Raw genomic sequence first — 13,061 nt, 5'->3', positions numbered from 1 at the left:
AGCCGTGCTCACGGAGGCTCCCGCGGTGGCGGGTTGAGGCCCGGGTGGGGCGATGGGGCCCCGCACCCGTGGAGACTGTCTCCCGGGACACCTGAAGGATCATCAGAGAGGGAGTGGTGCCGTGAGCACCGTCGCACTGCTGGGGACCGGAATCATGGGTTCGGGCATGGCCCGGAACCTGCTGCGGGCCGGACACGAGGTCCGGGTGTGGAACCGGACCCGGGAGAAGGCCGCCGCGCTCGCCGCGGACGGAGCGGTGGTCGCCGACGGGCCGGCCGACGCCGTGGCAGGGGCCGATGTGGTGCTCACCATGCTCGCCGACGGTCCGGCGGTGGCGCGGGCCATGGCCGCGGCCGTGGAGGGCCTGAGCGCGGGCCAGGTGTGGGCTCAGATGGGCACGGTCGGCCTGACCGCGCTCGACGAGCTGGCCGCCTTCGCCCGGGAACACGGGCTGGTCTTCGTGGACGCCCCGGTGCAGGGCACCCGCGAACCCGCCGAGGCCGGGACCCTGGTGGTGCTGGTGGGCGGCCCGGCCGACCCCCGGCTCGACCCGGTCTTCGCCGCCGTCGGGAGCAAGGTGTTGCGCGCCGGGGACGAGCCGGGCTCGGCGACCCGGCTGAAGCTGGCCACGGTCGGGTACGCGATCACCGTGACGGCGGCGGTCGGCGAGGCCCTGGCACTGGCCGAGGGACTCGGGGTGGACCCCGAGCTGTTCGCGCGGGCGGTGACCGGCGGGCCGATGGACAACCCCTACCTCCAGGCCAAGATGCGGGCAGTGCTGGAGCGGGACTTCACCCCGAGTTTCACGGTGCGCGGCGCCGAGAAGGACACCGGCCTGATCGCCGAGGCCGCCGGGGCGGCCGGGGTGTCGGTGGACCTGGCGGTCGCCGCGCGGGCGCGCTTCCACCGCGCCGACGCCTTGGGCCACGGCGACGAGGACATGGCCGCCGGCTACTACGCGGGCTTCCCCGACCAGCCCTGAGTCCTGGGGCCTGTCGCTCCGTACGGGTGCTCGGCTACGGTCCGTTCATGCACCGGGACCTCAGACGCGACCACCGCTCCGCCCGGCGCGCGCCCGCCGCCGACCCCCTGCCGCCCGTCCGGTCAGTGCTGGCCGAAGGTGCGGCAGTGGTGCTCGTCGGCCTCTTCTCCGGCAAGCGCAAGGACTTCGCCTCGGTCATGGACGCGGCGGCCGCGGGGCTGACGGACCGGGGAGTCCGGGTCCTCGGCCGGGCCGTCCAGCGCCGCGGCGTCTCCGACGGCGGCGTCCGCGGGATGTCCCGGCCGCTCTCCTCGCGGACGCTGATCGGCCGCGGGAAGGCCCGCGAGGTGGCCGTGGTCCGCGAGGCCACCGGGGCCGACGCGGTCGCCTTCGTCAATCCGCTGACGGACCGACAGCGCCGGCTCCTCACAGAGCTCTTCGGCTGCCCGACCGTCAGCCTCACCGACGGTCCGGCCCCGTAGGCCCCACTGGCCCCGCTACGCCGTTCCGTCCTCGCCCCGTCCCCGTCCCACGCTCTGTCAGTTCTCGTACGGACGCGGACGCGTGCGCAGGCTGTGGCCGTGCCGGACGCCCTCCAGGAAGGCCGCCTCGTACGCCTGGTCGCCGAGGGACCCGCGCGCCGTGCGCTCGAACTCCTCGCGTACGGAGGCCAGCTCGGGCGTACCGCGCTGCGGGTGGCCGACCGCCTGCCAGTAGGCGTGGCCCGCGCCGTACGCGCGCGCCGCCCCCGCCCCGTCACCGGCCGCCGCCCTGGCCGCCGCCAGCAGGTCGAGGCCCAGCGCCGTGCCGAAGCTGTCGCCCAGCTCCCGCTTGCTCTCCAGCATGGCGCGGGCGTGCGCGGCGGACTCGACGGGGCGGCCCTCGAACAGGCAGATCAGGGCCAGTTGGTAGTCGGCGTAGGCCCGGGTCCAGTGCTCGCCGCGCTCGGCGCAGCCGGCGCGCAGCAGTTCCGCCTCCTGCCGGGCATCGGTGAGCAGGCCCATGCCGGTGAGCGCGAAGACCCGTACGAGGTGGCAGCGGATCCGCGGCCCCGAGTCGAAGGGCTCGCCGGGGAAGGCCTCCAGGGCGTTCTCGGAGACGATCCGCGCGGCGAGCGGGCGCCCGGCCAGCAGGTGGCTCAGACCCAGCAGGTACGCGGCGTCCAGCACCGGACCGGCGTCACGCTCGCCGTCGCCGTCGCCGCCGTCACCGTGGCCCGCGCCTTCCAGCGTCGCCGCCAGTGTCTCGCAGCCGACCGCGATCCGGTGGGCCTGGTCCTGTTCGCCCTGGAGCAGCAGGGTCACGCCGAGCGCCCACAGTGCGCGCACGCGGATCCGCGGGGGCACTTCCTCGGGCCGCGCGGCGGCCAGCGCCCGCTCCAGGTAGCCGCGTGCGGCGTGCAGGTGTCCGCAGCAGGCCCAGAAGAAGCCGGCCCGGGCGGCCAGCTCCAGGGCCCGCGCCGGGTCGGTGGCCAGGTAGTGGTCGAGGGCCGCGCACAGGTCTCCGTGCACCGCGGAGACCCGCCGGTACCCCAGTCGCTGGGCCGGGCCCAGCCAGTCCCGCTCGGCGGCGCGCACCAGCTCGGTGAAGTACGCGGCGTGCGCCGCCCGGAGCGCCTCGCGCTCGCCGGCCCCGTCGCGCCACATGACCCCGTACTCCCGGATCGTGTCCAGCATCCGGTACGAGCCGTCCGCGCCCCGCTGTACGACGGACTTGGCGACCAGGGCCGCCAGCAGCGGCGGGACGTCCGCCCCGGTGAGCGGGGCCGCGGCGCAGACGGCGCGCGCGGCCGGCTCGTCGAAGGAGCCGCCGAAGACGGACAGCCGCAGCCACAGCAGCCGTTCGCGCGGCTCGCACCACTCGTGGCTCCAGCCGATGGCGGTGCGCAGCGCGCGGTGGCGCGGCGGCTCGACGGGGGCGGCCGTGGACAGCGGGCCGATCCTGCGGGCGAGCCGCACCGCCAGTTCCTCGACCGTGTGGTCGGTCAGCTGCGCGGCGGCCAGTTCCAGCGCGAGAGGGATCCCTTCGAGGCGGGCGCAGACGGCCCGGGCGGCCGCGAGCCGGGCCTCGGTCCAGGGCGGGGCCTGCCCCGGGGCGGCAGCGGTGGCCCGCCGGGTGAACAGGGCCAGGGCCTCCTCGGCGCCGTACGGGTCGGTGGCGTGCGGCAACGGACCGACGGCCAGGACCCGTTCGCCTTCCAGGCCGAGCGGCTGCCTGCTGGTCAGCAGCAGCACGAGGTGCGGGGCCGCGCCGAGCAGCTCCCGTACGAGACCGCGTACGGCCGCCACCAGGTGCTCGCAGCAGTCCAGTACGAGGAGCAGCCGGCGCCCGCCGATCCATTCCCGCACCGCTGCGGCCGGGGTCCGGGAGGTGTGGTCCGCGAGGTCCAGGGCGTCGGCGACGGTGGCCAGGAGCAGTCGGTCGTCGGGCAGCGCGGAGAGGTCGGCCCAGTGGACCCCGTCGGGGAAGGGGCCCCCGGGCCCGGGGGCGGCCGCCCGGCCGAGGGCCTGCCGGGCCAGGCGGCTCTTGCCCACGCCGCCCGGACCGGTCAGAGTGATCAGCCGATCGTCATGCAAAGCCCTTTCGAGCCAGGCCAGTTCACCGGTCCGCCCCACGAAGGAGGCGGACCCGCCGCCCGCATACCCGTCGTCATGTCCCAGCACCCGCCCAGTGTGGCGTACGGGGCGGGTGCCGGAATCCGGGCACGGGAGTGCCGGGGGCGCGGGTCAGGGGGCCGGTGGCGGGGGCGGTACCGCTCCGGGCTGCGTATTCACCGCCGCCCAGGGAGCGTTGCATGTGACGGTGCGGCCGTTGGTCTCGCAGTGGGTGTGGTAGAGCGTGCCCGTCCTGGTGACGGCCTTGATCTTCACGTCGTTGCCCTGGATGGCCAGCGCGACCGTGCAGACGTCGGCCGGATAGCCGGTGACGGGCGCCACGGTGAGGTCGGTCCAGCTGAAGTCGCCCCAGACCCCGGCCATGTCGCGGGCTCGGCGGCCGAGGTAGGTCTTGCCGCCCTTGAGGACGAGTGCGAACTCCTCGGAGTTGTTGGGCATCTGGTTGTCCACCGAGGTGCACGGGCCCATCGGACCGGGCACCCCCTGCGGACCCACGGGCCCGATCGGCCCGATCGGCCCTGCGGTGCCGGTCGGACCCGCGGCGCCCTGCCGTCCGGGCGGTCCCGCGAAGCCCTGCGGACCCGCGGCGCCGGGGAGTCCGGGCAGGCCTTGCACTCCCGGTGGACCGGCCTGGCCCGCCGCTCCCTGCTGGCCCTGCGGCCCGGCGGCTCCGGCGTTCCCGGTGCGCCCGGGATCCCCCTTGGGCCCGGCGAGGCCCCTCGCGCCGGCGTCGGCCTTGGCTCCTGGCGCGCCGGCCTCGCCCTTGGCACCCGCCTCACCCTGGGGCCCGGCTTCGCCCTTCGGTCCGACGTCACCCTTCGGCCCGGCCTCACCCCTGAGCCCGGCTTCACCCCTGGGTCCGGCGGCTCCCCTCGGCCCCGCGGCCCCCGCCTCGCCGGCCTCACCCCTGGTGCCCGGCGGGCCGGCGTCGCCCTTGGGTCCGGCGCCGCCCTTCTCCCCCTTGAGGCCCGGCGGACCGGCGGGTCCCTGCGCCCCCCTGGGGCCCCTGGGTCCGGCGGGGCCGGGGCACGGGTGACCGGACCCCGGGACGGACGACTCCGCCCGACCCTCCGCGCAGTTCGCCGGGTGCGCGGAGGGCTCCGAGCCCGTCACTCGGCTCTCCGATGGAGCCTGCCGAGAGGTACGTGCCCCCGGCGCCGGGGGCGCGTACGCCGCACGCGGGGCGGATCGTTCGCGGGACTCCGCACCGTGTACGGGTTCGCCCGCCCCGGGGGACGACGCCGCGGCGGCGACGCCGGCCCCGCTCGCGGCGCCTGACTCGGAGGCCACCGCCGGGACCGTGAATCCACCCAGCGCCACCGCCACCGGCAGCACGAGGCCGCCGGCCAGCCGGGCCCTTCGTCCGGTTCTTGCTGTGGAAGACATGCGAGTACCCCTTCACCGAACGGAAATGGTCGTCTGCTCCGGCCGAAGCGAGGGGGAGCATCTCCCGGGCGGGGGTCCGATGAAGATCAAAAACGCTAATGTCGCCGCATCGTCAACGAGTTGGTCCAACGACACGCGGTGGCGGTACGCCGGACGGCGGGACCCCGGAGCCGGGCCCCCGGGCCCGCCGGCTCCCGGGACACCGAACCCAACGCCCGACGGCGCGAGCCTACGGCGCGAGCACGTCCAGCTCCTCCAGCGCGCCCACCGCGATCCGCCGGGTCAGGGCCTCCGCTCCGGCCGCGTCCCCCTCCCGTACGGCCTCGGCCACCCGGACATGCAGGGTGACGGCCGCCGGATCGGGGTCGTGGAACATCACCGCGTGCTGGGTGCGCCCGGTCAGCACCTCGGCGACGACATCGCCGAGCCGCGCGAACATCTCGTTGCCGGAGGCGTTGAGCACGGTCCGATGGAAGGCGATGTCGTGGTGGAGGTAGCCGTCGAGCTGGTGGCCACGCGAGGTGCGGACCATGCCGAGGGCCGCTTCGGTGAGTTCGGCGCACTGCTCCGGGGTGGCCCGGGTGGCCGCGAGTCCGGCCGCTACCGGTTCGATGGCGGAGCGCAGGACCGTGAGGGAGCGCAGCTGGCGGGGGCGGTCCGTGCCGGCGAGGCGCCAGCGGATGACGCGCGGGTCGTAGACGTTCCACTCCTCGGCGGGGCGGACGGTGACCCCGACGCGGCGGCGGGACTCGACGAGGTGCATCGATTCCAGAACGCGGACCACCTCGCGGACCACGGTGCGGGAGGCGTCGAAGCGCTCGGCGATCTCATCGGTGCGCAGGACGCTGCCGGGCGGGTGCTCCCCCGCCGTGATCGCCAGGCCGAGGGTGTCCAGTACGCGGGAGTGGAGCCCCTGGCCGCCCTGCTCTCCCGGGCCTCCCGGCCCTTCAGTGGTCATGGCGCAAGCGTACGGTGACCCCCCGACGAACAAAAGATGTGATGTTTTACCACCACACCCTTGAATAAGTACTACGTAATGGGTTTCAGTGGTGCCAGGTCCCGGTCCTGCGGGCCGGTGTCGACGAGGACAGCGAAACGAGGTGCGCGATGACGCGCGTCATTGTGGTGATGGGCGTGGCCGGGACGGGAAAGACGACCGTGGGACGGCTGCTCGCCGACGCGCTCGCCCTCCCGTACGCGGAGGGCGACGCCTTCCACCCGGCGGCCAATGTCGCCAAGATGTCCGCGGGCACCCCGCTGGAGGACGCTGACCGCTGGCCCTGGCTGGACTCCATCGGCGAGTGGATGCGCAACCGGGCCGGCCGCAGTGGAGGAGTCGTCGCCGCCTCCTCGCTCAAGCGGGTCTACCGCGACCGGCTGCGCTCGATCGCTCCCGGGACCGTCTTCGTGCACCTCACCGGTGAACGGCCGCTGATCGAGGAGCGGATGGCGGCACGCAAGGGGCACTTCATGCCCACCACCCTGCTGGATTCGCAGTTCGCCACGCTGGAGCCGCTCCAGGCGGACGAGCCCGGCGTCCTCGTCGACGTGTCCGGGCCCCCCGAGGAGATCACCGCACGGGCGCTGGCCGCCCTGCGCCGCCTTCCGGCGCCGCTCGCGTAGGAGCACGGCCCCACTCCCTCACCCTCCCCACCCGAGAACGAGAACGAAGGAACCACACCGTGACCAGTCTCAGCGTCGAGACTCTGGCAGCGGCCGCCGCCGAACCGATCACTTCGGCCGGCGATGCCCAGCTGGGCATCGCCGTCCTCGCGGGCATCGCCGTCATCGTCCTGCTCATCACCCGCCTCAAACTGCACGCCTTCCTGGCGCTGACGCTCGGCTCACTCGCCCTCGGAGTCTTCGCGGGCGCCCCCCTGGCCAAGACCATCACCAGCTTCACCGCCGGGCTCGGTGCGACGGTCGCGGGCGTCGGCGTACTGATCGCGCTCGGCGCGATCCTCGGAAAGCTGCTCGCCGACTCGGGCGGCGCCGACGAGATCGTGGACACCATCCTGGCCCGCGCCAAGGGCCGCGCGATGCCGTGGGCGATGGTGCTGATCGCCTCGGTGATCGGGCTCCCGCTCTTCTTCGAGGTCGGCATCGTGCTGCTGATCCCGGTGGTCCTGCTGGTGGCCAAGCGGGGCAACTACTCGCTCATGCGGATCGGCATCCCCGCACTGGCCGGACTGTCCGTGATGCACGGACTGGTTCCCCCGCACCCCGGCCCGCTGGTCGCCATCGACGCGCTCCACGCCAACCTGGGCGTCACCCTCGCCCTCGGTGTGCTCGTCGCCGTCCCGACCGTCGTCATCGCGGGCCCGCTGTTCTCGCGGTACGCGGCCCGGTGGGTGGACATCCCGGCGCCCGAGCACATGATCCCGCAACGGCCCTCGGCGGAGCTCGAACACCGCCCCCGCTTCGGGGCGACGGTCTTCACGGTGCTGCTGCCGGTGGCGCTGATGCTCATGAAGGCCCTGGTCGACATCGTGGTCGACGACCCGGCCAGCGCGGTCCAGCGGATCACCGACGTCGCGGGTTCACCCCTGATCGCCCTGCTCTCGGCAGTGCTCGTGGGCATGTTCACCCTCGGCCGCGCGGCCGGATTCACCCGGGCCCGGATATCGGTGACGGTGGAGAAGTCGCTGGCCCCGATCGCCGGCATCCTGCTGATCGTGGGCGCGGGCGGCGGCTTCAAGCAGACGCTGATCGATGTGGGCGTCGGCCAGATGATCATGGACCTGTCCCAGAGCTGGGCGATACCGACCCTCCTGCTGGCCTGGCTCATCGCGGTGGCCATACGGCTGGCGACGGGCTCGGCGACGGTCGCCACGATCTCGGCGGCCGGCCTGGTGGCCCCGCTCGCGGCAGGCATGCCGACGACGGAGACCGCCCTGCTGGTCCTCGCCATCGGGGCGGGCTCGCTCTTCTTCAGCCACGTCAACGACGCCGGTTTCTGGCTCGTCAAGGAGTACTTCGGCATGACGGTCGGCCAGACCCTCAAGACCTGGTCGGTGATGGAGACCATCATCTCGGTGGTCGGTCTGGCCTTCGTCCTGCTGCTGTCGCTGGTCCTCTGACACCCCCCGGCCACCGCCCTAGCGTGTGTCCCCGGGCCTGGGCCCGGCCAGTTGGGCCGCCGCCAGGTCGAGGCCGCCCGCCGCGGTGGCACAGCGGTCGGCCAGGTCCGCCACCTCCGCGCGGAAGGCGTCGGCCCTCGGGCCCTGCCACCGCAGGTCGCCGACGGCGCGGCGCAGCCGCTCGGCGTGCGAACGCAGGGCAGCCGAGTGGGCGCGCAGACCGTCGGCCGGGGCGGGCTCGCCGTGGTCGCGGGTGCCCGTCACCGGGTCCTCCCCGGGACGAAGACGTCGGGATGGCCCGGCAGTCGCACGAGATGGCTTCCGGTGACCCGGCCCTGGAAGACCGCGAGGGCCGCGGCCGGCCCCGGCCCCGGACCGGGACCCACCCAGGTGACCCGGTAGACGGTGGTGAAGTCCCGGCTCCCGGCCAGTCGCGCCGCGGCCCGGCCGCCCGGTCCGCGTCCGAGCAGGGCGAGTTCGGTCCCGGAGGGCACGAGGCGGCGTACGGTCGCGGCCACCACGCGGACGTGCGCGGCGTACGCGTCGTGCGGGGCGTCCGGGCTGCCGGGGTCCGGTGGTGGACCGGCGAGCTGGACCACGCACCGCTCGACCCCGTCCGGGCCGATGACCTCCTGGAGCAGGACGGCGCCCGCCACCGCGCCGATCCGTTCGGCGTTGCGCCGGTACCCGGCCGGGGTGCCTGTGGTGTCCAGGTCCGCCAGGAGCCCCGTCCCCGGCTCGGGACAGGCGGGTCCCCGGTCGAAGAAGGCCCGGAAGGCGGCGCCGAGCCCGAGGAGCGGTTCGGCGGCCACGGCCCGGCCGGTGGCCACCTGCCAGCCGGAATGGTCGTTGAAGGGGTTGTCGTCGGTCAGCGCGTGCCAGGCCAGGATGTCGGCGAAGGACGGGTTCAGCAGGGCGAAGGCGGGTCCCGCGCCCTGCCGGCGCATGATCTCGCGGAACGCCCGGGCCGCGTCGGCCTGCCGGTCCTCCTCCACCGCCAGGAGCACCTCGGCGGCGGCCGGGTCCGCGGACATGCCCGGGTTACGGGTACGGGCGACCCGGATCCGGCCCTTGAGGCCGCACACCGCGAGGCTCACGGCGAGGCTCTCCCGGCCGGTGAACACCCCCGCGAGCCATCCGGCCCGCGCCACGCCCCGCCCCCGCGCGGCCCAGCCGAGCCCGGCCGGGTCGGTGAGGGCGCGCAGCAGCGTACGCCAGGCCGCGCGGCGGCGGCTGCCGAGGCCGAGGGCGGTGACCGGCAGACGGGAGCCGAGGGCCAGCCGGGAGGCGTAACCGGCGGCTTCGCCGACGGCGTCGGCGGCCTCGGCCAGCTCCCGGCACAGGGCGCCCAGTTGATCGGCGTCCGGGTCGGCGGACTCGGAGGTCGCGGGGGTCGCGGCGTCGGACATGGATTCCTCGTCGGGTCGGACGGATGGTCGGGGGTGGGGCAGTGCGGCGGTGCGGCGGTGGCCGGCCGGGTCGGGATGCGGCGACCGGGGTCGTCTGGGGCGCCGGGCGCCCCAGGTCAGCGGCGGGTCAGTCGCAGCCGGATGCCCTGGGGGTCCAGGGCGGCGGGGAGCGGGCCGAGGGGATCGAGCACGGGCCTGACGGCCTGGACCCGGTGGCCGCGCAGTACCTCCGCGCAGAGTGCGGAGGTGATCAGCAGCCCCAACTGCTCGCCGGGACAGCGGCCGTCGGCATGGCTGAACGGGGCCATCCTGACGTCCCGGACCGCATCTCGCGAAGCCCACCGGCCCGGCACGAAGACGTGCGCGGCGGGCACGTGCTCGGGGTCGCGCTGGTGGAACAGCGCGGGCAGCAGCACACAGGTCCCGGCGGGGTGGCGCACGCCCCGCCACTCGGTCTCGGCGCGGGTGATCCGCATCAGGTCCGGGACCGCCGGGAACAGCCGCAGCGATTCCCGCACGCAGGCGCGCAGCCGGGGCAACGCGCCCTGGGCGGAGCCGTGCCCGGCAGCTGCCGCCCGCGCCTCGGCGGCAACCGCGTCCTGTTCGGCCGGGTGGGCGCCGAGGAGCAGCAGGGTGCACAGCAGGATGCCCGGGACGAGGTCGAAGGCCGCCATCCACTGGCGGGCCTGTCCGACCGGGTCCAGGGCGCCGGTGGGGTCCGCGTGCCGGCGGGCCCGCCCCACCAGGGTGTGCGGCTCCGCGAGGTCGGCGTACGCGGCGATGCGCGCGCCGGCCTTGTCGTGGAAACGTCCGGAACGACGGCTCAGTTCCACGTCCTGCGCGGCCGCGTCGCCGAGAACGATCCGCCGCGCGGCGCGGGCCACCACGTGCCGGGCGCGCGCGAGTTCGAGGGTTCCGCCCGCCGTCAGCCGCCGGGCCTCCTCCGCGAGGACCGAGAGGAACGCCCCGCACGAGGGGTGCACCGTCAGTCCCGCGGCGAGGACCGAGTCGTCGACCGCCCGCCGCTCGGCGCGGAGCCCGGCGTGGGCGCAGCCGTCCGGTTCGCCGGCGGGGAGGGCGAGGGAGCTGACGGGTTCGGCGTAGAACTGCCGCACGTCCTGGGGATCGAGGACGAGCAGGACGGGGCCGGTCAGCCCCCGTACGAGCACGGGCGCCCCGCCGTGGCGGGCGCGCAGGGCCCGCAGGGTCGCGGCCGACCACCGGGGCTTGCCCGGCCCGGCGTGCCCGCGGTCCGCGCGGGGCCGGGCGCTCACGAAGCCCCGGACGAGGACGGGCAGGGTGTGGGCCGCGGCGAACCGGACGCTCCCGGCCCGCCCCGCGCGTGCCGCACGGGCCGTCATACGGGGGCCGCCGCTGCCGGGGCCGGGGGTGTGCGCGCTTCGAGGGCGGGTTCGTGGGCCGTACGCATCCGTGTACCTCCGCGCAGCCGGGACTCGACGGTCGGTGATCTCGCGCTCACCGTACGTCGAGCACCCCGGGTCCGCGCTTCGAGGACCACCGGCGGACCAGCGGGGCCCGGACGGCAACGCCGTGTTTGACGACCGGCCCCAGGGAAGGGACTCGGCTCCCTGTTCGGGATCGAGCTCCATGAGCAGTGCGGCCGCGTCCAGGCCTGCGTCGAGGTAGGCCTCGAAGGTCTCGTTGTGCAGGGCCCAGGACTGGCAGCGGACCAGGATCCGCCGTCCGGAGTCGAGGCCGGTCCTGGCCGCCCGGGCGAGCCGCGGGACGGTACGCAGCCGCGGGCCCGCGAGCGGGGCGTCGGGCATTTCGCCGACGAGGTGTTCCACACGGGGGGTCGGGGCCGTGGCCCGGGCGGGTGAAAAGGCTGATGACGAGGTCGAACTCGGCTCCGACGACGACCGGCCGCAGCTCCCCGGCCGGGTCGGTCCAGTAGTGGCCGCCCATCCAGATGCCAGGGACGATCTCGTCCCAGGGGCTCTGCGGACCGGGTACGTCACGGTCCTTCCGGCGGGTCTTCCTCATGACGCCATGACAGCACGACTCACCTCAAGAAGACGCGGGTTCAGCCGAACACCGCCTCACGGAAGGCCGTACGGAGCGACGCCGACGGGGTGGTCGGGAGGAGGGCCGCCCAGCGCTGCCGGCGCGGGGAGACCCACAGGGCCGGGCCTTCGCCGTGCGACCAGGAGCCGTGTGGGGCCGGGTTCCAGAGGAGACCGCGGGCCGGGACGAGCTCGCCGGTGCGGATGCGCAGGGATTCCGCCCTCCAGGCGGGGCTGACCGGGCCGCCCGCCGGGGCGAGCAGGTGCCCCAGGAACCGGGCCAGGTCGGCGACGGGCGCGCGCAGGGTGCCGTCGGCGGCGAAGCGGGTGCGGGTCATGCCGAGCGGCTCCCAGATCCGCTCCGCGGCGAAGCCGGCGAGGGGGCTGCCGCACAGCCGCCCGGCGAGGCCGACGAGGACGGGTGACATCCCGGAGCCGTGAGTGAGCAGGTGGTGCGCGGTGGTTCCGGCGGGCAGGTCCGCGCCCGCCCCGTAGGCGGTGAGGGGGGTGTGCAGGTGCAGTTCCCCCGCCTCCACGAGGATGCCGATGACGGGCCAGACGGCGAGCACGGCCGCCAGCCCGCTGACGTCGGGGCAGGCACCTTCGCGACCGGATGCGGCTTCGGCGGCTGCGGTATCGGCCTCGACCACCGCGTCCGGGCCGTCCGGGCCCCCCACCGCCCAGGCGGCCCCGGGGTCGGCCTCCCGCAGAAGCCCCCGGATCCGGTCCGCGCCCCCCGCCGGTGTCCGGGGAGCGGCCGGCTCGGGCTGCTCACCCTGCCCGGCCTGCTCGGCCCACCCGGCCTGCTCGGCCCACCCGGCCTCCTCGCCCTGACCGCCCTGCCCGCCCTGCCCGCCCTGCCCGGCCTGCCCGGCCTGCCCGCCCTGCCCGCCCTGCCCGGCCTGCCCGGCCTGACCGCCCTGCCCGGCCGGCTCGCCCTGCTCGGCCTGTCCGGCCCGGTCGCTCTGGAGCGTCATGGTCAGCCACGGTACGGGGCCTCCCGCCCGCGCCCCCGCGCGTCGCGCGGGCCGGTCGGCGCCGGCCACCCGAATGCCCTCGCGCCCGCCCGGCGCCGCCGGCCCCGGGCGGGCGCGAGGGGCCGGCTACGGAGCCGCGTCCGCCGGCGCTTCGGCGCGGGACTCCGACCGGACGCCCGAGACCACCACGGTGATCAGGCAGAACGCGATGACGGTCTCCGCCCAGAGGAAGGCGAGGTAGTCGAGCGGACAGCCGATCGGCGGAGTGCCGGGGGCGGTGTCGCCGCGGGTGGACGGAGAGGTGTAGAGGGTGAGGTCGTCGACGGGCGCGGTCCCGCCCGCCTCGGCCAGCGCTCCCCGGGGTGTGACCAGGACGCGCAGCACCAGCTCCCGCCCGGCCGCGTCGACGCGCTGGACGGTCGCCCGGACGTCCACCCTGTCGGAGTCGGCCCGGCCCGTGGTGTGGACGGAGTCCAGGGCCTGGCGTTCGCCGAACTGGAGCCAGGCTCCCACGCCGACCGCCGCCACGACGGCGAGCGCGACCAGAACCGGCAGCGCCGGGGGCGTCGCGCGGGTGAACGGCGGCGG

Annotated in this window: 12 protein-coding genes; 4 read left to right on the top strand and 8 right to left on the bottom strand. The window is 75.6% G+C overall.

Going from position 1 to position 13,061, the window contains the following annotated elements:
- Positions 1–121 precede the first annotated feature (121 nt).
- Both OG389_RS33960 and OG389_RS33955 read left to right on the top strand, forming a co-directional pair.
- A complete protein-coding gene (locus OG389_RS33960) occupies positions 122–982 on the top strand; it encodes an NAD(P)-dependent oxidoreductase (RefSeq protein ID WP_328302797.1) in 861 nt (286 codons plus the stop codon).
- 47 nt (positions 983–1,029) lie between these two features.
- Complete coding sequence (locus OG389_RS33955; protein ID WP_328302795.1) at positions 1,030–1,464, top strand: hypothetical protein; 435 nt, start codon at positions 1,030–1,032, stop codon at positions 1,462–1,464.
- A 57-nt stretch (positions 1,465–1,521) separates the two neighbouring features.
- Here OG389_RS33955 and OG389_RS33950 read toward each other — a convergent pair whose 3' ends face one another.
- From OG389_RS33950 to OG389_RS33940, 3 genes are all read right to left on the bottom strand, one after another.
- Positions 1,522–3,645, bottom strand: coding sequence for an ATP-binding protein (locus OG389_RS33950; RefSeq protein ID WP_328302793.1), 2,124 nt, complete (start codon positions 3,643–3,645; stop codon positions 1,522–1,524).
- A gap of 63 nt (positions 3,646–3,708) precedes the next feature.
- Positions 3,709–4,035: a hypothetical protein gene (locus OG389_RS33945; RefSeq protein WP_328302792.1), complete on the bottom strand. Its 327-nt coding sequence runs from the start codon at positions 4,033–4,035 to the stop codon at positions 3,709–3,711.
- Between the two features lie 1,177 nt (positions 4,036–5,212).
- Positions 5,213–5,941 (bottom strand): FadR/GntR family transcriptional regulator, encoded by a 729-nt coding sequence (locus tag OG389_RS33940; RefSeq protein ID WP_328302790.1) that lies wholly within the window; start codon positions 5,939–5,941, stop codon positions 5,213–5,215.
- A 149-nt stretch (positions 5,942–6,090) separates the two neighbouring features.
- Between OG389_RS33940 and OG389_RS33935 the strand changes: the two genes are divergently transcribed.
- Complete coding sequence (locus OG389_RS33935; RefSeq protein ID WP_328302788.1) at positions 6,091–6,606, top strand: gluconokinase; 516 nt, start codon at positions 6,091–6,093, stop codon at positions 6,604–6,606.
- A 59-nt stretch (positions 6,607–6,665) separates the two neighbouring features.
- On the top strand, positions 6,666–8,063 hold the full coding sequence (locus tag OG389_RS33930; protein WP_328302786.1) for a GntT/GntP/DsdX family permease: 1,398 nt from the start codon (positions 6,666–6,668) through the stop codon (positions 8,061–8,063).
- Between the two features lie 18 nt (positions 8,064–8,081).
- Here OG389_RS33930 and OG389_RS33925 read toward each other — a convergent pair whose 3' ends face one another.
- The 5 genes from OG389_RS33925 to OG389_RS33900 form a co-directional block, all read right to left on the bottom strand.
- Positions 8,082–8,327, bottom strand: coding sequence for a hypothetical protein (locus tag OG389_RS33925; RefSeq protein ID WP_328302784.1), 246 nt, complete (start codon positions 8,325–8,327; stop codon positions 8,082–8,084).
- Positions 8,324–9,472 (bottom strand): hypothetical protein, encoded by a 1,149-nt coding sequence (locus OG389_RS33920; RefSeq protein ID WP_328302782.1) that lies wholly within the window; start codon positions 9,470–9,472, stop codon positions 8,324–8,326. The genes OG389_RS33925 and OG389_RS33920 overlap by 4 nt, the downstream gene beginning before the upstream one ends.
- Positions 9,473–9,588: 116 nt before the next feature.
- On the bottom strand, positions 9,589–11,259 hold the full coding sequence (locus OG389_RS36925) for a cytochrome P450 (protein ID WP_443059384.1): 1,671 nt from the start codon (positions 11,257–11,259) through the stop codon (positions 9,589–9,591).
- A 257-nt stretch (positions 11,260–11,516) separates the two neighbouring features.
- Positions 11,517–12,473 (bottom strand): hypothetical protein, encoded by a 957-nt coding sequence (locus OG389_RS33905; protein ID WP_328302780.1) that lies wholly within the window; start codon positions 12,471–12,473, stop codon positions 11,517–11,519.
- A gap of 126 nt (positions 12,474–12,599) precedes the next feature.
- Positions 12,600–13,001, bottom strand: a complete 402-nt coding sequence (locus OG389_RS33900) for a DUF4436 family protein (RefSeq protein ID WP_443059383.1) — start codon at positions 12,999–13,001, stop codon at positions 12,600–12,602.
- Between the last annotated feature and the right edge of the window lie 60 nt (positions 13,002–13,061).

Source organism: Streptomyces sp. NBC_00435 (assembly GCF_036014235.1).
Taxonomy (GTDB): domain Bacteria; phylum Actinomycetota; class Actinomycetes; order Streptomycetales; family Streptomycetaceae; genus Streptomyces.
Note: the sequence above shows the minus strand (reverse complement) of the source record. Positions and strands in the feature narration are given on the sequence as shown.